Genomic DNA, 22300 nt, shown 5'->3' on the forward strand with positions numbered 1-22300 from the left:
GCACTACGTTCGTCGGTTTACGACTGCTGCGCAGCCGAACGGGGGCAAGCCCCCTCGCCACAGGACTTGCCATCGCCCTGACGTTAACGTAAAGATTGCGGCAGGGCGCTGATCTTAAAAAAGCGCAGGGCGGACCGATCCGGAGCGCTTGATGACGCTAATAAAAACAACTCCTCCCAAGCTGCACCGCGAAGCCCGGCTGGCCCGGGAAAAGCTCCATCTCGAGGGCGAAGTCCCGGATGGAGTGCTGCGGGCGGAAATCGATGCGTCGTGGCGGCGTAGCCTGAGCCATGGCGTGCATTTCAATGCCAAGCACGAGCTGGCGCTGGAATCGAGCGCGAGCCTCGACGTCCTGTTGGCAAGCAATCGGCTGCTGATCGATGCGGCATTGCCGGCCATCGATTACCTGGCCGAGCGCCAAGGCAAGGAAGGGCTGATCATCCTCGCCAATTCCGACGCCACCATCCTCGCTGTCGAAGGACGCGCCGATCGCCTCAAGGGCAGCGGCCTGCAAGACATCACCCTCGGCGCCTGCTGGAGCGAAGCCGCTCGTGGCACCAACGCGCTGGGCACCGCACTGGTGGAAGCCCGGCCAACGATGATCGATTGCGGCGAACATTACCTCGATCGCCTGACCGATTTCTCCTGCACCTCGGTGCCGATCCATTGCCCCCAAGGCGATATCCTCGGCGTACTCGACCTGACCCGCGAAGGCCCGCTCGGCCGCGTTCACGACAGCACCGCGTTGCTGGCGATGGCCGTCAGCCAGATCGAAAGCCGGGTGTTCAACGCCAGTTATCCGGACGAAATCGTCCTGGCTTTCCACAGCCGTCGGCAATACCTCGAATCCCCTTGGCAAGGCCTGTTGGCGGTGAGCCTCGGCGGGCAGATTCTCGCGGTCAGCGCCCAGGCCTGTCAGTTGCTCCACGCCGAGCGCTCGGCGCTGGTCGGTCGACGCTGTGAAGAGTTTCTGGGCGTCGATGGCCTGCAACTTCTGTCGCGTCTGCATCAGGGCGGTGTCGGCAGTTTGCAAACGGCCAAAGGCGAGTTCTTCTACAAAACCCTGCGTGCGCCGCAGCGTTCGATCAATGTCAGCACGCCGCCGCGCAGCACCGCGAAAACCGCCAAAGCACAACCGGATCTCGAATCCCTGGCCGGCAGCAATGTGCGTTATGCCCGAGCCTTGCGCATGGCCCGTCAAGGCCTGGCCAATGAGCTGCCGGTGTTGCTGCTGGGCGAAACCGGCACCGGTAAGGAAGTCATCGCCCGCGCCCTGCACATGGCCGGAACTCGCTGCGACAAACCCTTTGTCGCCGTGAACTGCGCGGCGATCCCCGAAGGCCTGATCGAGTCGGAACTGTTCGGCTACCGCGAAGGTGCGTTCACCGGCTCGCGTCGCGGCGGCATGATCGGTCGTCTGCAACAGGCCCATGGCGGCACCTTGTTTCTCGACGAAATCGGCGACATGCCGCTGGCCTTGCAGGCCCGTCTGCTGCGGGTGTTGCAGGACCGTAAAGTGGCACCGTTGGGCGCCGGTGAAGAGCAAGACATCGACGTCGCATTGATCTGCGCCACGCACCGTGATCTCAAGCGTCTGGTCGAAGAAAAACATTTCCGCGAGGACCTGTTCTACCGCGTCAACGGCATCAGCGTGATGCTCCCGGCTCTGCGCGAGCGCGAGGATTTCAGTGGTCTGGTCACTCGCCTGCTGGCCAAGCTGGATGCGCCGACGATGGTCCTGCATGACGATTTGAACCGCTTGCTCGGTGGCTATCACTGGCCGGGCAACATCCGCCAGTTGGAAATGGTTTTGCGCACAGCGCTGGCTATGCGCGAGCCGGGGGACAACGTACTCACCCTCGACCACTTGCCCGACAGCATGCTCGACGAGTTGAGCGCCAGCGAACGCCCTCAGGCCGGCAGCATTCGCGAAAATGAACTGGAGCTGATTCGCCAATCCCTGGACACTCACCAGGGCAACGTCTCGGCCGCCGCCGACGCCTTGGGCATCAGCCGCGCGACCTTGTATCGCAAGCTCAAACAGTTGCGCTCGTGATGCAGCGCTTGATCGTTCGGCTGATCGACAGCCAGAACCCCGAAGCCCTGCAAGCCGCATTGCGCTGGCTCTACAGTTTCGTGCGGCCGCATCGTCTGGCGATTGCCGGGCTGCTCGGGTTATCGGTTTGCGCCTCGTTGCTGGTGTTGGTCCAGCCTTGGCTGACCAAACTGCTGATCGACGATGGTTTGCTGGCGCGCAACTTTCCGATGCTGGTGCTGATCGCCGGGCTGATGATCGTGGCCGGGCTGCTCGGAACGGGGTTGTCGGGGATCAACCGTTACCTGCACACGCGGCTGTCCGGGCGGATTCTGTTCGCCCTGCGCGATGACCTTTATCGACATCTGCAAACGCTTTCGCCGAGTTTCTACGGACAGCGCCGCATCGGTGACCTGATGTCACGCCTCGATGGCGACGTCGCAGAGATCCAGCGCTTTGCCGTGGACTCCTTGTTCTCGGCGGTGTCGAGCGTGATCGGTCTGGTCTGTGCCGTGGCGATGCTGCTGACCCTGTCGTGGAAACTCTCGTTGCTGGCGCTGGTGCTGATTCCCCTCGACGTGCTCTGGCTGCGCTGGATGCGACGCAAGGTCGAGCGCGATGTGCGGCAATTGCGCGAGCGCTCGGCGGACATGTCCTCGTTCATGGTCGAGACCCTGCCAGTGATGAAATTCATCCAGTCCGCCGGCCAGCAACAGCGTGAATCGCGGCGTCTGGAGACATTGGGCCAAGGCTACATGAGCCAGTTGCTGCGCCTGCAAGTCACCGAGTTTTTCACTCAGGCGGTGCCGGGCACATTGACGTCCCTGTCCCGTGCCTGCGCGTTCCTGATCGGCGGATATTGGGTGGTGCAGGGGACCTGGCAATTGGGCGCACTGATCGCGTTTTCTACCTATCTGGGCATGGCCGTCGGACCGGTGCAGAGCCTGCTGGGTCTCTATGTCGCGGTCCAACGAATGACCGTCAGCCTCGGACGCGTGATGGAATTGCGCGGCGAAGAACCGACCGTTCTCACGCCGGTCACGGCGCAGCCGATGCCGACCTCTGGCGAGCTGCGTTTCGACGACGTGCACTTCAGCCATCCCGGTCGCCCGACGACATTGCGCGGGATCGAAGCGAGAATTCCTTATGGTTTGAAAGTCGCCCTGAGCGGCGGCTCTGGCGTCGGCAAAACGACCCTGATCGACCTGCTGCAACGGCACCACGATCCGCAGTCCGGTCGGGTGTTGCTGGGGGAGGTCGATCTGCGCGAACTGGACCTGTTCCAGCTGCGTCGGCGGATTGCCGTGGTCAGTCAGGACATCGTGCTGTTTCGCGGCAGCCTCGCCGACAACCTGGCCTACGCGGTGCCGGACGCCAGCCGTGAAGCGATTGCCGAGGTGGCGCGGCTGGCGCAACTCGACAGCCTGATCGAGTCCTTGCCCGAAGGCCTCGACAGTCCGTTGGGCGAACGCGGTCAGCAGTTGTCCGGCGGGCAGAAGCAGCGCATCGCCATCGCCCGGGCGCTGTTGCAGGATCCATTGATTCTGGTGCTGGACGAAGCGACCTCGGCGGTGGATGAAGCCACCGAGCGCGAAGTCATTGAAGCCATCGATCGACTGTTTGCCGGACGCACGCGGATCCTCATCAGCCACCGTCCTTCAACCTTGGCGGATGCCGATTTGCGCTTTGAATTGCTCGACGGCGTACTCACTTCAAAAACGGTGCTGCATGAAGCCTGAGCTGCGGATTGGCGTGGTGGACAGCGGTCACTCGGCGGCACAGCGGGTGCAAGTGGTCGCCGGACGGCGTTTCTCGTTGCTGGCGGATGGATTGGCCGAAAGCGACTTGCGCGACGATCCGCTGGGCCACGGCAGCGCGGTGATCGAGGCCATCGGTCGGCGGGCGCCTTTGGCGGTATTTTGCGTGGCTCAGGTGTTCGACCAGCGCGGGGTCACCAGCGCGTTGCAGATCGCTACGGCGATTGACTGGCTGGTGGCGCAGGACGTTCGGCTGATCAATTTGAGCCTCGGTCTGCGTCAGGATCGCAGCCTGTTGCGTGAAGCCTGTGCGGCGGCGGTAGCGCGAGGTGTTTTGCTCTGTGCGTCCAGTCCGGCGCAGGGCGAGGGCGTGTTTCCGGCGAATTATCCCCAGGTGCTGCGAGTCACCGGCGATGCGCGTTGCGCCGAACAGGAATGGTCGTGGCTCAACAGTGCTCAAGCGGATTTCGCCGCGTGTGTGCATGGCACCTATCCGGGGCAGTCTGGCGCCAGTCTCGGCTGTGCGGCGTTGAGCGGGCACATCGCGGGGTTTCTGGTGGCACATCCCGAGGCGAGCAACGAACACATCATCGAATGGCTGCGGGAGAATGCCCGTTATCGCGGCCCTGAACGGCGCTTCGAAGCATGATTTTGATTCTTGGCGCAGGGCCAGCGGGAGCTGCGGTTGCCTTGGGTTTGCGTCGGCTCGGTTATCCCGTGACGCTGGTCAGTGAATGGCGGCGGTTTGCGGCGCTGGAAGGCGTTTCCATTCGGGTGCTGGAGGCCTTGCGTGGCGCGGGGCTTCATCAGGCGCTGGCGGATGCAGCGCTGCCGTCCCAACGACAGGTGTCATGGAACGGTCAGCAGCATGCGCAAAACATCGAATTTTTACTGGATCGCCCAAGCTTTGATCGAGGCTTGCGCGAGGATCTGCGCCTGGCTGGCGTTGAGCTGATCGAAGGCCGTGTGTTGACGGTGCAGTCATCGGTTTCGGGGCATCGGGTCGAGGTCGAAGGGCGCGAGGCGCTGTTGGCGGATTTTCTGGTTGAGGCGCGTGGGCGTCAGGCGCCTGCACTCGGCAAAGGCCTGCGCGGACCGGAGACGGTCAGCCTGCTCAATCGTTGGCAAGGAGCGCCAGGCAGCACCGCCAGCGCGGTGGAAAGCCTCGAGGACGGCTGGGCCTGGATGGCCCGGCGAGCCGACGGTCAGTGTTATTGGCAATGGACCGTGGACGTGGCCAGTGCTGAATTGCCGGGCAAGGCGATGTTGCTCGACTACTGTCGTGAGCGACGTCAGGGTTCGGCGTTGGCGCGATCGTTTTTCGGCGCCGGGCCTGAGGTCGATCTACAGCTTCATGCGCGCAGCAGCACAGCGATTCTTTGCCCGCAGGTGTGTGGCGAAAACTGGATTCGGGTCGGCGACGGGGCGATGGCGGTGGATCCGCTGTCGGGCAACGGGATTTTTCAGTCATTGTCCTCGGCATTACAGGCGCCGACGGTGATCAACACGTTGTTGCGTAAACCCGAGCGAGCGGCGTTGGCTCAGCGCTTTCATCAGCAACGGGTGGAGCAGTTGTTTTTGCGTTTTGCGCGGATCGGGCGGGATTTTTATGCCGATGAGCAGCGTTGGTTGCAGCAGCCATTCTGGCTTGCGCGCCGGCAGTGGCCGGATGCTGAAGTGGCGCATGCCGAGGCGGATTTTTCTTCGTTGAGGATTGAGCGCGCGCCGGTGCTGCGCGATGGATTTGTGGATGAGGCCGAGGTGGTGATCACGGCGGATCAGCCGCTGGGGATCTGGCATGTGCAAGGGGTTGAGCTGGCGCCGTTGCTGCGGCGGTTGCGGACCGAACCGGCCGAGCAGGCGTTGGCCGGGTTGACGGTGGAGCAGGGACGGGTGGTTCGGAGTTGGTTGTTGAGTCAGGGATATCGTCCCCTCACCCTAACCCTCCCGAAACGTCGGACCGCCCCAAAGGGGCGAGGGGACTGACCGAGGTGTTCTTAGAGCTACATCGACCTGAAATATCGAGTCGAACTCAGGTTCTGAAAACCATGAAGATCTGCTCCCTTTCCCCCTCTCCCCATTGGGGAGAGGGTTGGGGTGAGGGGTGGCTCTTGAATTGCACACCCAACTCGCTGAACCCGCTACAACTTGATCAACACCGACTTCAACTCGGTGTAATGCTCAATCGCCGCATACCCCATCTCCCGTCCAACCCCCGACATCTTGTACCCACCAAACGGCAGTGCCGGGTCCAGCGCACTGTGGCAGTTGACCCACACCGAACCCGACTTGATCCGCGGAATCATCCGGTGCACCGCCGCCAGATCGTTCGACCAGATACTCGCCCCCAACCCATACGGACTGTCGTTGGCCATGCGCAACGCATCGGCCTCATCATCAAACGGAATCGCCACCAGCACCGGCCCGAAGATCTCCTCCTGCACCAGCGAGTGCTTCTGATCGACATCCACAATCACCGTCGGTTTGACGAAAAAGCCCGGCCCGAACTGCTCGCCACCGCAAGCGATGGTTGCGCCGCTTTCCCGACCCTTTTCGATGTACCCGTAAACCCGCTCCTGCTGGCGCGCCGAGATCAGCGGCCCCATCTCGACGCTAGGGTCTAGTCCGTTACCCAGTTTCATGGCGTTGGCGATGTCGGCGATGTCCGCCACCACATTGTCGAAATGCTTACGCTGCACATACAGCCGCGAACCTGCGCAGCACACCTGGCCCTGATTGAAGAAAATCGCACTGGCGGCGCCGGCTGCGGCGGACTTCAGGTCGGCGTCGGCCATGACGATGGTCGGCGATTTGCCGCCCAGTTCGAGGGTGACCCGGGTCATGGACTCCATGGCGATCTTGCCGATCTGCTTGCCCACGGCGGTGGAGCCGGTGAAGGTCAGCTTGTCCACCAACGGGTTGTGGGTCAGGGCGGAACCTGCGGTGATGCCGGTGCCCGTGACCACATTGAACACGCCTTCGGGGTAACCGGCTTCCAGCACCAGTTCGGCCAGTTTCAGTGCGGTCAGCGGGGTTTCGTCGGCGGGTTTGAGTACCACGGTGCAACCGGTGGCCAGGGCCGGGCCGAGTTTCCAGCAGGCCAGCAGCAGCGGGAAGTTCCAGGCAACGATGGCGCCGACCACGCCCACCGCTTCGCGGCGGATGAAACTGTGGAATTGATCGTTGGGCATCAACGGCAACGACACTTCAACGCTTGAGCCTTCGATCTTGGTCGCCCAACCGGCCATGTAGCGCAGGAAGTCGATGGACAGTTGCACGTCCATCACTTGGGCCACCGCCGCGCTTTTGCCGTTGTTCAGGCATTCCAGTTGCGCTAGCAGTTCGGCGTCGCGTTCCATCAGGTCGGCGAGTTTCCACAGCAGGTTCTGCCGCTCCCGAGGTCGGGTGCGGGTCCAGGCCGAATCATCGAAGGCCTGACGCGCAGCGAGTACGGCGCGATCGACATCCTCAGGCGTGGCCCGCGGCACGACGCACAGCACTTCGCCGGTGGCCGGGTTGTGCAGGGGCATGGTCTGGCCGTCGGCGGCCTCGACCCAGTCGCCGCCGATGAGCATGCGCGGAGCGCGCTGGATGAACGCCGAGGTGGCGGGAAGCAAATAAGGCAGGGGCATGGCGAGACCTCTTGTTGTTCGTGAGAACGAGGGCTTTCGCAATGGCTGTGCCAAGTGCCCGAAAAGGCAGAACCACCCTTGGTCGGCGGGGTTTTTGGGCACTCAAGGGAATCGCGGGCGCTGTGAGATTGTTGCAAATTGCGACAGCTGTGAGACGACGAGCAACCGGGTTGCGACCTTGAGGTACCCATTATTGAGGACTAGAATTTTCAGGATCGGTGGGTGAAATGACGGACCGTTCATCCGGCAACACATCTGGCGTGAGGGAGGTAACGATGTTCCTTTCAACCCTGGAAATTCAAAACATCATTGAACACAGTTTTCTGCCGTCCGTATGCACCTGCACCATGGCGGCGGACCAGTCCCTGACGATTCGGGTCTGCGACTGCATGACCGGCAAAGTGGATATTGTGGCCACCCACGTTCCCCTGTGGACACTGGACAGTCCCCATGCGATCGCGTCGCTGGTGGCGGACATGCAGCACGAGATCGACGTACACAAAAGCGTTTCCCCCACCTATGACATCTGAACCGGCGTCACGCCGCACCGTGGGGCCGCGGTGCGGCCCGCGCCGATTATTCAGGCTGCAAACTTCCGGGAAATTTCTTCGAACGTGTCGCCATCCACGGCAGCCAACAGCTTTCTGTCGTCCTTGAGCGTCGCCAGAAAGGTCACTTCGGTTTCCTTGCCGGCCAGCATGAACCCGGCAATTGCGCCGATGGGCCCCAACAGCATGGCCCCGGCCACGCCAAAGCCGATGGCATCCTTGATGTTGTTGATCGAATCCTCGTTGGCCACTTCCACGCTCTTGAACGATGAGAGCGGGAGGGTAATGCCAGGCCATGGATGAAGCGACGTTCTGAGGGTGAAAACGCCGTCTCTGTACTCTCCATCACCCTGCAGAAAGTCCCCCGCCAGGACAGTGATGCTTGCCATTTTTTTATCCCCTGGTGGCAATCGGTGAACAACCATTTCGCGCTTGCAGGGGATCGGCGTCAATCGTCGGCCGATGAGCTGTTCCGGTCAGGCCATCTATGCTGTCTCAGACTGCAACAACTGTCGCGATATTAGACGCAGGCGATCTCGTTCAGCGATGGCGTAAAGCAGTCATCTTCGCGCAACGACTTGATTTAAAAGGTAATCGGCAAGCTGGCACGCTCCGTGTATTGCTCATCGCAGACGTTTCTCTTGCCTCCGTCAGCGGTGCGCCGCCGACGGCAGAAACCATAAAAACGATAAGCCACAAAAATAAGAAAGCACCGTGCGAGGTTCGACGTTGATGAAGAGAAAACTCCGTTCAGGCCTGAGTGTCAGTCTGCTGGCCGTGGCCGCTTGTGTGGCGCTGCATTCGCCTTACAGCCTGGCAGCCCGCGACGCCCAGACCATCCTCAAGGAAACCTGTCAGGGCTGTCATACCCCCGAAGCCGATAACGCCCTGAGCCGCATCAGCCACCAGCGCAAAACCCCTGAAGGTTGGCTGATGAGCATCGCCCGCATGCAAACCATGCACGGTTTGCAGATCAGTGATGACGACCGCCGAACCCTGGTCAAATACCTGGCCGACACCCAAGGCCTGGCCCCAAGCGAGACCGATGGCGTGCGTTATGCGCTGGAGCGTCGACTCAATACCGTCGAGAAATTTGACGACCAGACCAGCCAGATGTGCGGCCGCTGCCACTCCGGTGCGCGAGTCGCTCTGCAACGGCGTCCGGCCCAGGAATGGGAACACCTGGTGAACTTCCACCTCGGCCAATGGCCGTCGCTGGAATACCAGGCTCTGGCTCGTGACCGCGACTGGTTCGACCTTGCTCGAACAAACATGGTGCCGCTGCTGGCCAAGCGTTATCCGCTGGACAACCCTGCCTGGAAAAAATGGCTGAGCGCTGCGCCGAAAGCGGAAGCGCTGGTGGGCGACTGGAGTTTCAGTGGCCACTTGCCGGGCAAGGGTGAATTGGCCGGTGTGATGAGCGTCACTGCCGATGGCAGCGACACGTTCAAGGTCAGCGTCAAAGGCCAATACGCCGACGGCAGCCCGTTCAACGGCGATGGCAGCGCGATTCTCTACACCGGTTACGAATGGCGCGGCAACGTGACCATCGACGGCGTGACCATGCGCCAGGTGTTCGCCGCCCAAGGCAATGCGATGCAGGGCCGGATGTTCGAGGCCGAGCATGATGAGCGAGGTCTGGACTTCGTCGCCGCCAAGCAGGGCAGCAGCCGTTTGCTGGCGGTGCAGCCGGGTTACCTGAAGGCTGGCGCTGAAACGGAAGTCACGCTTGTCGGCAGCGGTCTCACCGGCAAACCGAACTTTGGCAAAGGCGTGGAAGTGGTCGAGGTGCTGGAGCAGACGCCAGAGCGCCTGCGCGTCAAGCTCAAGGCCGCTGCGAATGCCCAACCGGGTCTGCGCAACGTCACCGTCGGCACGCTGAAAGGCCCGACCCTGTCGGTCTACAGCAAAATCGCCGAAGTCAAAGTCGTGCCCGAGTTCTCGGTGGCGCGAATCGGCGAGGGCGGTGGTTCGACACCGAAAGTCCAGGGCCGTTTTGATGCCGAAGCCTGGGGCAAGGGCGCTGACGGCAAGCCGTATCGCATCGGCGTATTCCCGGCGCAGTGGTCGGTCGAAGCCTTCGACGACCGTGCCAAGGAAGACGAGGACGTCAAGTTCGCCGGCACCATGCAGGCCGACAGCGGCGTGTTCACACCGGGCGATGCCGGGCCGAACCCGCAGCGCAAAATGTCCACCAACAATGCCGGTAACCTCAAGGTGATCGCCGCCGTCGACGACGCAGGGAAATCCCTGACCGGCGAAGGCCACATGATCGTCACCGTGCAACGCTGGAACAATCCACCCATTCCATGATTTTGAAAACGTGAGCTGGCTGACTTCAACGGCTTCAGACATTTTTTTGGAATGACCGTGAGCCCCGTAGAACGGGGTTTGCACAGGAGGTTGCAATGGGCGCTATTTTGAATCTGGTTGAGCGGAACCTGCACGAAGTGCACGTCGATGCTGACCGCATGTTGTTTCACATCCCAAGCAGTTCGCTGTTCGCCAGCGATGAATTGACGGGCACCATCATCGACACCTTGCGCGGTCCTGGCTGTTCGTCGGACGACCTGATCCAGCGTTTGTCGTCACGCTTCAACGGCGAAGAAATCACCGAGACCTTGCGTGAGTTGATGTCCCTGGAGTTGGTCAGCGACGGCTCGCCGCTGACCCCGGACATCGGCACCAAACGGGTCGAGCGTACGGCGATCAACACCGTGGTGCTCAACGTCAACACCGGCTGTAATTTGAGCTGCACCTACTGCTACAAGGAAGACCTGGACAAGCCGTCGGCCGGCAAGAAAATGGACGTCGAAACGGCGGTCGCGTCGGTGGAAATGCTGCTGCGTGAATCGCCGGACGAAGAGCGTTTCACCGTGGTGTTTTTCGGTGGTGAGCCACTGAGCAATCGCAAGCTGATCGAGTACATGGTCGACTATTGCGAGAAGCGTTTCCGCGAGGCCGGCAAGTTCGTCGAGTTCGTCATGACCACCAACGCGACGCTGCTCACCGAAGAGACCGTGGACTACCTCAACGCCCACCGTTTCGGCCTGTCAGTCAGTATCGACGGACCGAAAACCGTGCACGACCGCAACCGCATCACTGTGGGCGGGCAGGGCACTTACGACGTGGTGCGGCGCAAGGCTGAAATGCTGCTGTCGCGCTACAACAGTCGTCCGGTCGGTGCCCGCGTGACCCTGACCACCGGCGTCACCGACGTCGAAACCATCTGGGATCACCTGTTTAACGAACTGGGTTTTGCCGAGGTCGGTTTTGCCCCGGTGACCTCCGGCGACATCAGCACCTTCAACCTGTCCAGCGACGAGCTGATCGAAGTCTTCGCCAACATGAAGAAACTCGGCCGGCGTTATCTGGAAGCGGCGCTGGAGCACCGCAATATCGGTTTCTCCAACCTGCACCAGTTGATCACCGACATCCACGAAGGCCACAAAAAAGCCCTGCCCTGCGGCGCGGGCCTGAAGATGCTGGCAGTGGATCACAAGGGCGAATTGAACCTGTGCCACCGCTTTACCGGCTCATCGTTGCCAACCTTCGGCAACGTTCACAGCGGGGTGAAGCAGGTCGAGTTGAACGACTTCCTGTCCCAGCGCCTCGACCGCACCAACACCGGTTGCGAAGACTGCCAGATCCGCAATCTGTGCTCCGGCGGCTGCTACCACGAGAGCTATGCCCGTTACGGCGATCCGACCCACCCGACCTATCACTACTGCGAACTGATGCGTGACTGGGTCGACTTCGGCATTGAGGTCTACACCCGGATCATGGCCCACAACCCTGCGTTTATCAGCAGCTACATCACTCCGCGCAAGGCTCACTGATATGAAACATCTCAAGGCAATCAATAATAAAGCGCTGAAACTCGATGAGGCCGCGGCCGAAAACCGCATCGAAGAAGTGGTGGCGATGAGTTCCGTCGCCGGCTGCGCCTCGACCACTGACCCGGGTTGGGAAATCGATGCATTTGGCGGTGTGTCGTCGCTGTGCCAGCCGATGGAAGCCGACCTTTACGGCTGCTCCGACCCTTGCTGGTGGCCGGCCCAGGTGCCCGACATGATGAGCACCTACCCGGACTGGAACAAGGATGCCCAGGCGTCCAACGAAAACTGGCGCAACCTCGGGACTGTCTTTCCAAAAGACAAGTAATCGGTCAGATAAAAGGATTCCAGCATGCCTAGCATCAAAGCCTGCGGCCTGGCCGCATTCGCCGTCCTGAGCGCCTGTTCGCTCACTGTTCTGGCCGATGAAAACACCGCACTACAAGATGGTCACGAGTACATGTTGACCACCAATTACCCGAACAACCTGCACGTCATCGATGTGGTCACCGACACCTTGTTCAAGACCTGCAAAATGCCGGATGCCTTCGGTCCCGGCACCGTGCAGTTATCGCCGGATCGTAAAACCGCCTACGTGCTGAACAATCACTACGCGGATGTCTACGGCGTTGAACTCGACAGCTGCAAGCAGGTGTTCCACGCCAGCATCACCCAGAAACCGGGGGAGAAAGCGCGGTCCATGTTCGCCTTCACCCTCAGTCATGACGGCAAGGAATTGTTCACCATTGCCAACCCGACGTTGATGCTCAATGACCGCTATGAAGTGCAGCAACCGCGGCTCGATGTGTACGCCACCGACGCCGGCATGGACGCCAAGCCCGTACGCAGTTTCCCGGCGCCACGGCAGTTGACCATCATGCAGAGTGGTGACGACGGCACGCTGTACGTGGCCGGGGCGGACGTCTACAAGGTCGATGTGAAAACCGGCAAGTTCGACGTGCTGATCCCCAGCCGCCACTGGAAACGTCCTGGCTACAGTGCACCGGATGTGCTCTACGTGTGGAACCAGCAGACTTATCGCCATGACTTCTCGCTGCTCTACACCGCGGCGAAATTCAAGGACAAGAAGCAGGACCCGTTGACGGCTGAGTACCTTTACGGGCTGTTCAGCATCGACCTGAAAACCGGCAAGACCGAAACCACCGACTTCGGCCCGCTGACCGAAATCTACTTCAGCGGCATGCGCTCGCCGAAGGATCCGAACCTGATGTTCGGGGTGCTGAACCGATTGGCGAAGTACGACATCAAGGAGAAGAAAATGCTCCAGGCCGCGACGCTGGATCACTCCTACTACTGCATTTCGTTCAACAAGGACGGCAGCAAGATTTATCTGGCGGGGACGTTTAACGATGTGGCGATCTTTGATCCCGAGAGCATGAAGCAGATTGGCAGCATCAAGTTGCCGGGTGGGGATATGGCGATTACCACGGCGCAGGTTTTCGTCCGGTAATTTGCGGCGTCTGAACTGACGCCTTCGCGAGCAAGCCCGCTCCCACATTTGTTCTCGGGCGTACACAAAATATGTGTTCACCGAAAATCTAATGTGGGAGCGGGCTTGCTCGCGAAGAGGCCCTCACAGGCACCCAAGTATCAAGCCCCCGGCACCGGACAACTCAAATCCCCCTCCTGGCACTTCAGATAATTCTTGAAAGTCTCAACCCGCGCCTTGGTCAACTCAGTGATGCAGTTGCTGTAGATCAGCGGATAAACACTCCCGCCTTCCACCCCGGCACTCGAGAACTTGCACTCGGCATCCCGAAACGCAATCCACGAACGCTGCGCCCCGATCAGCAGCTTTTTGCTTTCGGGGTTGCTCTTCAAACGCTCGTTGATCTGCTGGTAAAGCGCATTCAACTCCTTGTCCGCCGTGTTGTGCTGCTGCGCCGCGCACTGATTCATCGTCGCCTGATCGGCGGCGTTGTCGCAGTCCACAGCATAAGCAGCGGTGGTGAACAGCAGAGGCGTCAGTGCCAGAAGAAAGCGTGGGTGCATGGGGATTCTCGCTGTGACAGGAAAGTCGGGATGCAGTTTAGTGCCGTATTCGACCCTTTATGTTTGCCATTCAGGGCATTTTTTAATCGATTCATAGGCAAGCCACGGCACGGCATGTGACGTCCAGATATGCGCCTGAGGCGTCATTTTCGGGTCATCGTCCAGTGTCGCCACACGAACGATAACGTGGGATTGGGCCAATCGCTCAGCCATCAAGTGTGAACCACAGACCGAACAGAAATGCCGAAGCTTGCCCGGTGACGATTCGTAGCTGCTCAGGTGGTCCTGACCTTTGGTCCAGCGAAAATGTTCGCGCATGACCCCGGCTGTCGAAGCGAATGCCGCCGCGTGTGCCTTGCGACAGGTTTGGCAGTGGCAATGACTGATGGGCATGTCGAGGCTATCGGCTTGGTACTCGACGGCTTTGCACAAGCAACTGCCATGCAGGCTATTCATCGCGTGCTCCTGATTGCGTGAGGGTGGCTGCCCGCAGCAAAGCGTCAGCCGTGGCTTCGATGTCTTCACGCAAATGTAACTGCTCCAGCCAACGGTCGGGAATGCCCTGCACACCGTAATGAGCCCCGGCCAACTGGCCAACGATGGCAGCAGTGGTATCGGCGTCGTCGCCCAGGTTGGCGGCTTTCAGGATGGCGGCTTCAAAACTGTCAGTCTGATGAAAGCACCACAGGGCTGCTTCCAGTGAGGCAACGCAGTAACCGCTGCCATGGATTTCGCGTTCAGGTTTACCCAGATAATCACCTCGCGCGATGGCGGCCACTTTGGGTTCCAGGTATGTCGTTTCTGACAAGCTGAGCACTTCTGCCTTGGACGCGCCTTGTAACGCTCGGTGGATCAGCTCGGCGAACAACTGGCAGCATTCAACCGCTTCCGGTGCGGCGTGGGTGGTTCGTGAGCTGTTGGCGGAAAACGCCAGGATCCGGTCGCGATCGGGAAAGTAATACAGCACCACCGGCACCAGGCGCATCAGCGAGCCGTTGCCTGCCGTGCGGGGATCGGTGGAGCCGGCGAACGGCTCCCCGGTTTTCTGATAACGCGTCAGGGCGTCACGTACGGTCATGCCAATGTCGAAGCATTCACCCGTTGAGCTCAGATAACCCCATTGCCACCAATTCAAGTAACGCCCCATCTGGTCGGCCGCCTCGAAGCCGTTTTTGCTCAGCAGGCTTTCGGCCAGGCACAGCGCCATCGAGGTGTCATCGGTCCATTGCCCGGCTTCCAGATTGAAAGGGCCGCCACCCATCATGTCGGTCAGGGGCTTGAATGAGCCGCGGGTCTGGAACTCGACGCTGGTGCCAACGGCATCACCGCAAGCCAGGCCCAGCAGGGCTCCGCGATAACGTTCCGTAAGTGAAAGCTGCATGAATCGTCCTTGTCTGAGTCAACTTCGTCCTGAACGTTAGCAGTTTCGGGCACTGACTATCGTCTTGAAGCCAGAACTTACACCTTGAAATACAGCCGAATATTTCAGGTAGGGTTGATTGCGATACCCGATTGATACAACTTTAGGGTTGGTCTTGTGGTCTTACAGGCCTACTGTTCAGTACAGGAGGTGACATATGAATCCAGCATCAGATCGCATCGAAAGGAAGATCCTGCTCAAAACGCCGCGCTCGCAGGTCTGGCGAGTGCTGGCCAATGCCGAAGCCTTTGGGCAGTGGTTTGGCGTGGCGCTGGAGGGCAAGCGTTTTGTCGCCGGTGAATGGACCCAGGGGCAGATTACGTACCCGGGTTATGAACACTTGCTGTGGAACGTACTGGTGGAGCGGGTCGAGCCGGAACGGGTGTTTTCGTTTCGCTGGCATCCGTACGCGATTGAGCCCGATATCGATTACTCCCAGGAACCCACCACGCTGGTGAAGTTCGAGCTCGAAGACATGGATGAAGGCACGTTACTCAAGGTCACCGAGTCCGGTTTCGATCACATCCCTCAGACGCGACGACTCAAGGCGTTCCGCATGGACAGCCGCGGTTGGGATGAACAGATGAACAACATCGAAGAGTTTCTCAAAGTCAGTGCCAAGGCGCGGGAGCGTCAGGAAGAGTGATGGCTGCATGTTCGAACCTTGGCTGAAACGCTGGGCGTTTCTCGAGGACGGCACCCCGGCGGCCGAAGGTCAGCTGCAGGCCGCTAAACTCGCGGCTTCAATGCTCGATACCTGAGCCGTCTAAGGGTTTTCGGAAGGGCGGCTATAGCGAATGTCCTACACGCGATGGTAGCTATGTCGTCTATTGCACATTGGATCCTAAGCGTAATCTAGCCTCATCAACCGAAGCACAGGAAGTGCTCGGGATCACGGATGATCGACCATAAGCAAGGAATCGCTGCCGACAGGGAGTCGTAATGGTCTTGGGAAAAACCCGCTTCGGCGGGTTTTTTTTTGCCTGTCGAAAAGGCCTTGGCAGCTGCTACAGGAAGGGGTTTCAAGGCTGAATGGGCAATGGCTTACACCAGAGCGCTGGTATGTCCTCTGTTTACGCTTCACCGATGTATTTAATCTGGATCCATCAACTGAGTCGCAGGAAGCGCTCAGGATCACGGATGATCGACCATTGGCCAGGATGGCTGCCGACAGGATGTCGAAATGGTCTTGAGAAACCCGCTTAGGCGGGTTTTTTTATGGGCGATGGAAAATCTTCGGCTCATCATTTTGGCCGGGGTAACGGCAGCCAGGCACTGGCTGCCGATCGGGATGGATCAGCGTGCTGACAACTGATCGAGTTTCGCCGCTGCACGCTCAGTGATTTCCGAGCGCAGTTTCAATGACCCGGCAGCACGTTTGCGGGCCTCCTCCAGCACACTGACCGGAGCCGTCTCAGGGCTGCCCGACGCAAACGGCGGCGCCGGGGCGTATTCGAGCTGCAACTGCAGCAGCTCTGCCGTGTCCTTATCGAACAACTCAGCGGCCAGGGTCAGGGCAAAATCGATGCCCGCCGTGATCCCGCCACCGGTCAGCAGGTTGCCGTCGCGCACCACCCGATCCTTCACCGGGATCGCCCCCAAAGGCACCAGCAATTCGTGATAAGCCCAGTGAGTGGTGGCGCGTTTACCCTTCAGCAGGCCCGCCGCACCGAGCACCAGCGCGCCGGTACACACCGACGTGATGTAACGCGCGTTGGCGGCCTGCGCCTTGATGAAGGCCAGCGTCTGTTCATCTTCCATCAGCGGCCCGACGCCGCTGCCGCCGGGAATGCAGATCACATCCAGCTTCGGGCAATCGTCGAACGTGGTGGTCGGTTTCAGCACCAGGCCCGTGCTCGCGGTGACCGGCATCAGGTCCTTCCAGATCAAATGCACCTTCACGTCCGGCAGCGAGGCCAGTACGTCGTAAGGGCCGGTGAGGTCCAGTTGCTGAACCTGTGGAAACAACAGAAAACCGATCTGCAACGTCATGGCATTTTTCTCATGAAGTGGGTGGACGACTTCACTTTAGGCTCGTAGGATTTGGCGCATACGCCAATAACCCCACGAATTACGCCAATCATGCCGAAAACCATTCACGTGCTCGCCTTTGCCAATGTGCAACTGCTTGACGTCACCGGGCCGTTGCAGGTGTTCGCTTCGGCCAACGATATTTCCCGCCAGCAAGGCTTGCCGGCACCTTATGCGCCGTCGGTGATTGCCAGCAGCGGCGGGGCGGTGATGTCGTCGGCGGGGCTGGCGCTGTTGGCCGAGCCGTTGCCCGAAGAGGCCAGTGACACGTTGATCATTGCCGGTGGCTGGGGCGTTTACGACGCGGCGCAAGACGAACCGCTGGTGGCCTGGGTACGTGAACACGCGACGGGGTGTCGGCGGGTAGCGTCGGTGTGCACCGGGGCATTTTTGCTGGCGGCCAGCGGCTGGCTCGATGGCCGGCGGGTGGTCACTCACTGGACCCGTTGCGAGCAGTTGGCGCAGCAGCATCCGCGGCTGCAGGTTGAGCCCAATCCGATCTTCATCAATGACGGCCCGGTCTGGACCTCGGCCGGGGTCACTGCCGGTATCGATCTGGCGCTGGCCATGGTCGAAGAAGATCTTGGCCGCACGATGGCCCTGGAAGTCGCCCGGCAACTGGTGGTGTTCCTGAAACGGCCCGGCGGCCAGTCGCAGTTCAGCGTGACCCTCTCTTTGCAAAAGGAAGGAAACCGTTTCGACGAACTTCACGCCTGGATCAGCGAAAACCTCGCCAAGGATCTCGGCGTTCCGACCCTGGCCTTGCAGGCCGGCATGAGCGAACGCAGCTTTGTCCGCCATTACCGCGCCGACACCGGCCAGACTCCGGCGCGGGCCATCGAACTGATTCGGGTCGAGACCGCCCGACGTTTGCTCAGCGATACCGGCGTGCCGATCAAACGGGTGGCGGTGCAATGCGGTTTCGGCAGTGAAGAGACGCTTCGACGCAGTTTTCTGCGGGCCATGGGCGTAACCCCGCAGGCCTATCGCGAGCGTTTCAGCGTCAGCCCTCCAGCAGATCGATATGAGTTTTCATAGTCCATGCTCATTGTTTGAAGCGAAAGTTTTACGGCGATAGAACAGTCAACAAGCGGACAGGGTCGTTCTACCACCAAAGTTTGCAGGTGATCGTGAGTTGTCCGCGCTTGGAGCAAGCTGACTTTTCAGGTGTGAAGGTGCCTAAGCCTCGACTTCCGAAACTTGATTGAAGTACTTCGACCGATCCGGCGTAAACGTCACCACCATGCTGGTCCGCGAACAGGTCAACGCCCGTTCTTCACCCAAATCAACATCCAGATCTTCCCCGCGTAACCCTTGCCACTGAGCGAGGTACTTGAGGGATCCGTATTTTTCGAGTTTTTTCAGGCTGCGGCTGACGCCACCTTTCCAGCCCAGCACCGGCAGTTCGCCGGCAAGGCAGCGTTGGGCGAGTTCGGGGAAACGGGCGGCGCGTTGGCGGCCGATCTCCCAGCATTTGATCAGGCCCTTGTCCTGGCCTTCCCACAATTCATCCCGGTTCAGACCTGACCGGAGTGGGGCGTCGATGCTGCGGTGGATGCGCTGGGTCATTCTGGTTCCTTGAATTCGGGTTTTGTTGGACAGCTCCGCTGTACCCGTTGACGGTCGATGGTAGGGGGGGATGTAACGGGTGGCAACAAAGGATTTTCCGGTGGCGGATGCGGGTTTTGTTTAAGCAATGCAGGACTTCGGACTACACAAACGTGTGGCGAGGTGCTCTCACGGCTGCCAGAAACTCTTCTCCCCACTCAATTTCCGATCCAGAAAACACGCCGCACTGATCAGGGCCAAATGCGTCAGCGCTTGCGGCGTATTGCCCAGATGCCGCGCATGGCTGTCGAACTCTTCGGCGTACAATCCCAGGGGGTTCGCATACCTCAGCAACTGTTCAAATTCCAGATGTGCTTTTTCCACCCGTCCGGCGCGGGCCAGGCATTCGACGTACCAGAAGGAGCACGCGGCGAAGGCGCCTTCGGTGCCGTCGAGGCCGTCGATTTGGGTGTCGTCATTGCGATAGCGGTAAACCATGCCTTCGCGCACCAGATTCTTTTCGATGGCGTCGAGGGTCGCAAGCCAGCGCGGGTCCTTGGCGCTGACGAAGCGCACCAGCGGCATCAGCAGCATCGAGCCATCGAGCGCGGTACCGCCGATGTGCTGGACGAAGTGCCCGCATTCTTCGTTCCAGAAATTTCCCCAGATGTCCGCGTAGATCGCTTGTCGGGTCTGGTCCCAGCGGGCGAATGGGGCGGGCAGTGAGCGTTTGGAAGCCAGGCGAATGGCTCGGTCCAGTGCGACCCAACACATCAGCCTCGAGTGCAGGAAGTGATGCTGTTCGCCGCGCATTTCCCAGATACCGACGTCCTTTTGCTCCCAGGTTTCGCAGACCTGGTCGACCACTTCTACGGTGTGTTTCCAGCCTTCATGGGAGATGGCGTCGCCATATTTGTTGACCAGATAAACCGCGTCCATCAGCTCGCCGAAGATGTCGAGCTGGACCTGGTCGTAAGCCTGATTGCCGATCCGTACCGGTGTTGCGCCGCCATGACCGGAGAGGTGCGAGAGTTCGGTTTCCGGCAGTTCCTGGCGGCCATCGATGGCATAGAGGATGTTGAGTTTCATCGGTTTGCCGTGGCAATCGCTGACCCGCCCGCGCAGCCAGCGCATGTAGTCATTGGCTTCCTGAACGAAGCCCAGGCGCATGAACGCGTAGACGGTGAACGAGGCGTCGCGGATCCACGTGTAGCGGTAGTCCCAGTTGCGCTCGCCGCCGGGTGTTTCCGGCAGGCCGAAGGTCGCGGCGGCGAGGATTGCGCCATGCTTGCGCGAGGTCAGCAGCTTCAACGCCAGAGCCGAGCGATTGACCATTTCCCGCCAGCGACCGCGGTAGTTGGATTGGCCAATCCAGTTGCGCCAGAACTTCAGGGTACGTTCCAGGCAGATCGCGGCGGCGCCTTCCTTGAACCGCGGGTCGTCGATGCCGCCGAGCAGGAATTCGGCGCTCTGGTCCTGTTCGAGGGTGAATTCGGCGACTGCCGCATGGCCGTCGATACGTAGAACCTGGTCCGAAGACAGGCGTAGGGACGGGTGATTGGCGGCCTCGAACGTTACATCCTTCTGATCCATGCGCGCATGGGTCTTGGCGCGAGCGTAGTCATGGCGCACGGCGCAGCGCATGTGAAACGTTGCCTGGCCGCTGACCACACGAACCCGGCGCATCAGCATCGGCGTGTCATCTTCGCTGTCGCCGATGGGCAGCAGGTCGGTGACTTCGACGACGGCGCGGTCGCTGAGCCAACGGGTTTGCAGCACGTTGGTGTCCGGCAGATAAATCTGTTCGCGGCGGGCATCGGGCAGGTCCGGCGACAGTTGAAAGATGCCGGCCTCGGGCGTGTCCAGCAGCGAGCAGAAGATCGACGGGCTGTCGAATTCCGGCCAGCAAAAAAAGTCCACGCTGCCTTTGTCGTTGACCAGTGCCGCGCTGCGCATGTCTCCGATGATGCCGTGGGCGTCGATGGCGCTTTGTCGTTCGGGATGATGATCAGTCATTGCCGCGAAACTCCGGAAAAAGGCTCATACCGCCGTCGATGAACAGGGTGATGCCGACGTCAGCGCCTTGAGTTGAGGGCCTAATTAGCTGACTGGTTTGGGGGGGCTAGAGTTCAGCGCCAAGCCTTCACATTCCACCAACAATTCGCTGCTTTCCCCTCAACTAGCGTTTATGGCAACTTGCAGGCCCTTGTTGAGACCTGCACCTATGGCAAACCCCTACCGCGAGCTGTTCAAAGCCCCAGGCAGCAGCGCTTTTGTGCTGGCCGGGATGATCGCGCGCATGCCGATTTCCATGACCGGCATCGGCCTGATCACCATGCTCTCACAACTGCAGGGCGGGTATGGACTGGCTGGCGCAGTGGCGGCCACGTTTGCCTTGGCCACGGCGTTTTGCGCGCCGCAAGTCTCTCGGCTGGTGGACCGTTTCGGGCAGCGTCGGATCTTGCCAGTCTCGGCACTGATCGGTGGCGGGGCGTTGTTGCTGGTGTTGCTTTGCACTCGTTTGCAGGCGCCGCAGTGGACGTTGTTTGTATTCGCCGCGCTGGCGGGTTGCATGCCGAGTATGTCGGCGATGGTGCGGGCGCGCTGGACCGAGGTGTATCGCGGCCAGCCAGAGCTGCAAACCGCCTATGCGCTGGAGTCGGTGCTGGACGAGGTCTGTTTTATTGTCGGGCCGCCACTGTCGGTGGGGTTGTGCGTGGTGGCGTTCCCCGAGGCGGGGCCGTTGGCGGCGTTGCTGATGCTGGCGATCGGGGTGACGGCGTTTGTGCTGCAACGTGACACCGAGCCGGCGATTCATCCCCATGAAGACCATCATCAGGCCTCGATCATTCGTTCCAGCGAGATTCAGTTACTGATGTTGTTGATGGTCGCCATGGGCACCATCGTTGGTGTGGTGGACGTGGTCAGCGTGGCGTTCGCCCAGCAGCAGGGTCAGCCGGCGGCGGCGAGTATTGTGTTGTCGGTGTATGCCATCGGCTCGTGCCTGGCCGGTTTGGCGTTCGGGGCGTTGCGCTCGAAACTGCCGTTGCCGCGACTGTTTCTTTACGGTGGGGTGGCGACGGCGGTGACCACGTTGCCGTTGCTGCTGGCGACGAACATTCTCGGGCTGTCGTTGGCGGTGTTCGTCGCCGGGTTGTTTTTTGCGCCGACGCTGATTGTGGCGATGGCGTTGGTGGAGCGCATCGTGCAGCCGGCCAAACTCACTGAAGGCCTGACCTGGCTGGTGACTGGGTTGAGCATTGGCGTGGCGATTGGCGCGGCCAGTTCCGGGTGGCTGGTGGATGCGTTTGGGGCGCGCAGCGGGTTCTGGGTGGCGATTGCGGCTGGCGCCGTGGTCCTCGGTTCCGCAGTGCAAAGCTTCCGCCATTTGAAATGATGACTAAATGTGGGAGCGGGCTTGCTCGCGAATGCGGTGGGTCAAACAACATCAACGTTGACTGATACACCGCATTCGCGAGC

At 60.5% G+C, this 22300-nt stretch carries 20 protein-coding genes; 12 read left to right on the top strand and 8 right to left on the bottom strand.

Annotated elements, in window-relative coordinates; genetic code table 11:
* Positions 1 to 151 precede the first annotated feature (151 nt).
* From KGB23_RS26665 to KGB23_RS26680, 4 genes are read left to right on the top strand one after another with little or no spacing between them, the layout of a single operon-like run.
* Positions 152 to 2056 carry a sigma-54-dependent Fis family transcriptional regulator gene (locus KGB23_RS26665; protein WP_223433201.1) on the top strand — a complete coding sequence of 635 codons (1905 nt, stop codon included), beginning with the start codon at positions 152 to 154 and terminating at the stop codon, positions 2054 to 2056.
* Positions 2056 to 3774 carry an ABC transporter ATP-binding protein gene (locus KGB23_RS26670; protein WP_223433202.1) on the top strand — a complete coding sequence of 573 codons (1719 nt, stop codon included), beginning with the start codon at positions 2056 to 2058 and terminating at the stop codon, positions 3772 to 3774. Before KGB23_RS26665 ends, KGB23_RS26670 begins: the two co-directional genes overlap by 1 nt.
* On the top strand, positions 3764 to 4441 hold the full coding sequence (locus KGB23_RS26675; protein ID WP_223433203.1) for a S8 family serine peptidase: 678 nt from the start codon (positions 3764 to 3766) through the stop codon (positions 4439 to 4441). Before KGB23_RS26670 ends, KGB23_RS26675 begins: the two co-directional genes overlap by 11 nt.
* Positions 4438 to 5778: an FAD-dependent monooxygenase gene (locus KGB23_RS26680; RefSeq protein ID WP_223433204.1), complete on the top strand. Its 1341-nt coding sequence runs from the start codon at positions 4438 to 4440 to the stop codon at positions 5776 to 5778. Before KGB23_RS26675 ends, KGB23_RS26680 begins: the two co-directional genes overlap by 4 nt.
* A gap of 155 nt (positions 5779 to 5933) precedes the next feature.
* On the opposite strand, the gene KGB23_RS26685 is transcribed toward KGB23_RS26680, so the two are convergent.
* Complete coding sequence (locus KGB23_RS26685; protein ID WP_046048401.1) at positions 5934 to 7424, bottom strand: aldehyde dehydrogenase family protein; 1491 nt, start codon at positions 7422 to 7424, stop codon at positions 5934 to 5936.
* 275 nt (positions 7425 to 7699) lie between these two features.
* Here KGB23_RS26685 and KGB23_RS26690 point away from each other — a divergent pair, with 275 nt between their 5' ends.
* Positions 7700 to 7954 carry a DUF1652 domain-containing protein gene (locus tag KGB23_RS26690; RefSeq protein ID WP_008145342.1) on the top strand — a complete coding sequence of 85 codons (255 nt, stop codon included), beginning with the start codon at positions 7700 to 7702 and terminating at the stop codon, positions 7952 to 7954.
* Between the two features lie 50 nt (positions 7955 to 8004).
* On the opposite strand, the gene KGB23_RS26695 is transcribed toward KGB23_RS26690, so the two are convergent.
* Positions 8005 to 8361, bottom strand: coding sequence for a hypothetical protein (locus tag KGB23_RS26695; protein ID WP_223433205.1), 357 nt, complete (start codon positions 8359 to 8361; stop codon positions 8005 to 8007).
* Between the two features lie 343 nt (positions 8362 to 8704).
* On the opposite strand from KGB23_RS26695, the gene peaA reads away from it, so the two are divergent.
* From peaA to peaD, 4 genes are all read left to right on the top strand, one after another.
* Positions 8705 to 10285, top strand: coding sequence for a quinohemoprotein amine dehydrogenase subunit alpha (peaA, locus tag KGB23_RS26700; protein ID WP_223433206.1), 1581 nt, complete (start codon positions 8705 to 8707; stop codon positions 10283 to 10285).
* Between the two features lie 95 nt (positions 10286 to 10380).
* The gene (gene peaB, locus KGB23_RS26705) at positions 10381 to 11811 is read left to right on the top strand and encodes a quinohemoprotein amine dehydrogenase maturation protein (protein WP_046048405.1); all 1431 of its coding nucleotides are present in this window, start codon (positions 10381 to 10383) and stop codon (positions 11809 to 11811) included.
* Position 11812: 1 nt separating this feature from the next.
* The gene (gene qhpC / locus KGB23_RS26710) at positions 11813 to 12136 is read left to right on the top strand and encodes a quinohemoprotein amine dehydrogenase subunit gamma (protein ID WP_008145336.1); all 324 of its coding nucleotides are present in this window, start codon (positions 11813 to 11815) and stop codon (positions 12134 to 12136) included.
* A 24-nt stretch (positions 12137 to 12160) separates the two neighbouring features.
* A complete protein-coding gene (gene peaD, locus KGB23_RS26715; RefSeq protein ID WP_223433207.1) occupies positions 12161 to 13279 on the top strand; it encodes a quinohemoprotein amine dehydrogenase subunit beta in 1119 nt (372 codons plus the stop codon).
* Positions 13280 to 13419: 140 nt separating this feature from the next.
* On the opposite strand, the gene KGB23_RS26720 is transcribed toward peaD, so the two are convergent.
* Genes KGB23_RS26720 through KGB23_RS26730 form a run of 3 tightly spaced genes read right to left on the bottom strand, consistent with a single transcriptional unit; the run spans position 13420 to position 15202 of the window.
* A complete protein-coding gene (locus tag KGB23_RS26720; RefSeq protein ID WP_223433208.1) occupies positions 13420 to 13821 on the bottom strand; it encodes a lysozyme inhibitor LprI family protein in 402 nt (133 codons plus the stop codon).
* A 57-nt stretch (positions 13822 to 13878) separates the two neighbouring features.
* Complete coding sequence (locus KGB23_RS26725; protein ID WP_223433209.1) at positions 13879 to 14277, bottom strand: GFA family protein; 399 nt, start codon at positions 14275 to 14277, stop codon at positions 13879 to 13881.
* Positions 14270 to 15202, bottom strand: a complete 933-nt coding sequence (locus KGB23_RS26730) for an ADP-ribosylglycohydrolase family protein (protein ID WP_223433210.1) — start codon at positions 15200 to 15202, stop codon at positions 14270 to 14272. Before KGB23_RS26730 ends, KGB23_RS26725 begins: the two co-directional genes overlap by 8 nt.
* Before the next feature lie 196 nt (positions 15203 to 15398).
* Here KGB23_RS26730 and KGB23_RS26735 point away from each other — a divergent pair, with 196 nt between their 5' ends.
* Entirely contained in the window at positions 15399 to 15887 is a 489-nt protein-coding gene (locus tag KGB23_RS26735) for an SRPBCC family protein (RefSeq protein ID WP_056741969.1), read from the top strand.
* A gap of 650 nt (positions 15888 to 16537) precedes the next feature.
* On the opposite strand, the gene inhA is transcribed toward KGB23_RS26735, so the two are convergent.
* A complete protein-coding gene (inhA, locus tag KGB23_RS26740) occupies positions 16538 to 17233 on the bottom strand; it encodes an isonitrile hydratase (protein WP_223433211.1) in 696 nt (231 codons plus the stop codon).
* Positions 17234 to 17323: 90 nt separating this feature from the next.
* Between inhA and KGB23_RS26745 the strand changes: the two genes are divergently transcribed.
* Positions 17324 to 18310 (top strand): GlxA family transcriptional regulator, encoded by a 987-nt coding sequence (locus KGB23_RS26745; protein WP_223433212.1) that lies wholly within the window; start codon positions 17324 to 17326, stop codon positions 18308 to 18310.
* Between the two features lie 141 nt (positions 18311 to 18451).
* Here the strand turns inward: KGB23_RS26745 and KGB23_RS26750 are convergent, their stop codons facing one another.
* Positions 18452 to 18841 (bottom strand): hypothetical protein, encoded by a 390-nt coding sequence (locus tag KGB23_RS26750; protein ID WP_223433213.1) that lies wholly within the window; start codon positions 18839 to 18841, stop codon positions 18452 to 18454.
* A gap of 168 nt (positions 18842 to 19009) precedes the next feature.
* Positions 19010 to 20836, bottom strand: a complete 1827-nt coding sequence (locus tag KGB23_RS26755; protein WP_223433214.1) for a glycoside hydrolase family 15 protein — start codon at positions 20834 to 20836, stop codon at positions 19010 to 19012.
* A 208-nt stretch (positions 20837 to 21044) separates the two neighbouring features.
* On the opposite strand from KGB23_RS26755, the gene KGB23_RS26760 reads away from it, so the two are divergent.
* Positions 21045 to 22217: an MFS transporter gene (locus KGB23_RS26760; RefSeq protein WP_223433215.1), complete on the top strand. Its 1173-nt coding sequence runs from the start codon at positions 21045 to 21047 to the stop codon at positions 22215 to 22217.
* Positions 22218 to 22300 lie beyond the last annotated feature (83 nt).

The sequence above is a fragment of the Pseudomonas sp. GL-B-26 genome (assembly GCF_019947405.1).
Classification (GTDB): Bacteria; Pseudomonadota; Gammaproteobacteria; order Pseudomonadales; family Pseudomonadaceae; genus Aquipseudomonas.

Bases quoted from the DNA above. Each gene is read 5' to 3' on its own strand.
- KGB23_RS26665 (WP_223433201.1), top strand. From the start codon at position 152: ATGACGCTAATAAAAACAACTCCTCCCAAGCTGCACCGCGAAGCCCGG.
- KGB23_RS26670 (WP_223433202.1), top strand. From the start codon at position 2,056: ATGCAGCGCTTGATCGTTCGGCTGATCGACAGCCAGAACCCCGAAGCC.
- KGB23_RS26675 (WP_223433203.1), top strand. From the start codon at position 3,764: ATGAAGCCTGAGCTGCGGATTGGCGTGGTGGACAGCGGTCACTCGGCG.
- KGB23_RS26680 (WP_223433204.1), top strand. From the start codon at position 4,438: ATGATTTTGATTCTTGGCGCAGGGCCAGCGGGAGCTGCGGTTGCCTTG.
- KGB23_RS26685 (WP_046048401.1), bottom strand. From the start codon at position 7,424: ATGCCCCTGCCTTATTTGCTTCCCGCCACCTCGGCGTTCATCCAGCGC.
- KGB23_RS26690 (WP_008145342.1), top strand. From the start codon at position 7,700: ATGTTCCTTTCAACCCTGGAAATTCAAAACATCATTGAACACAGTTTT.
- KGB23_RS26695 (WP_223433205.1), bottom strand. From the start codon at position 8,361: ATGGCAAGCATCACTGTCCTGGCGGGGGACTTTCTGCAGGGTGATGGA.
- peaA (WP_223433206.1), top strand. From the start codon at position 8,705: ATGAAGAGAAAACTCCGTTCAGGCCTGAGTGTCAGTCTGCTGGCCGTG.
- peaB (WP_046048405.1), top strand. From the start codon at position 10,381: ATGGGCGCTATTTTGAATCTGGTTGAGCGGAACCTGCACGAAGTGCAC.
- qhpC (WP_008145336.1), top strand. From the start codon at position 11,813: ATGAAACATCTCAAGGCAATCAATAATAAAGCGCTGAAACTCGATGAG.
- peaD (WP_223433207.1), top strand. From the start codon at position 12,161: ATGCCTAGCATCAAAGCCTGCGGCCTGGCCGCATTCGCCGTCCTGAGC.
- KGB23_RS26720 (WP_223433208.1), bottom strand. From the start codon at position 13,821: ATGCACCCACGCTTTCTTCTGGCACTGACGCCTCTGCTGTTCACCACC.
- KGB23_RS26725 (WP_223433209.1), bottom strand. From the start codon at position 14,277: ATGAATAGCCTGCATGGCAGTTGCTTGTGCAAAGCCGTCGAGTACCAA.
- KGB23_RS26730 (WP_223433210.1), bottom strand. From the start codon at position 15,202: ATGCAGCTTTCACTTACGGAACGTTATCGCGGAGCCCTGCTGGGCCTG.
- KGB23_RS26735 (WP_056741969.1), top strand. From the start codon at position 15,399: ATGAATCCAGCATCAGATCGCATCGAAAGGAAGATCCTGCTCAAAACG.
- inhA (WP_223433211.1), bottom strand. From the start codon at position 17,233: ATGACGTTGCAGATCGGTTTTCTGTTGTTTCCACAGGTTCAGCAACTG.
- KGB23_RS26745 (WP_223433212.1), top strand. From the start codon at position 17,324: ATGCCGAAAACCATTCACGTGCTCGCCTTTGCCAATGTGCAACTGCTT.
- KGB23_RS26750 (WP_223433213.1), bottom strand. From the start codon at position 18,841: ATGACCCAGCGCATCCACCGCAGCATCGACGCCCCACTCCGGTCAGGT.
- KGB23_RS26755 (WP_223433214.1), bottom strand. From the start codon at position 20,836: ATGACTGATCATCATCCCGAACGACAAAGCGCCATCGACGCCCACGGC.
- KGB23_RS26760 (WP_223433215.1), top strand. From the start codon at position 21,045: ATGGCAAACCCCTACCGCGAGCTGTTCAAAGCCCCAGGCAGCAGCGCT.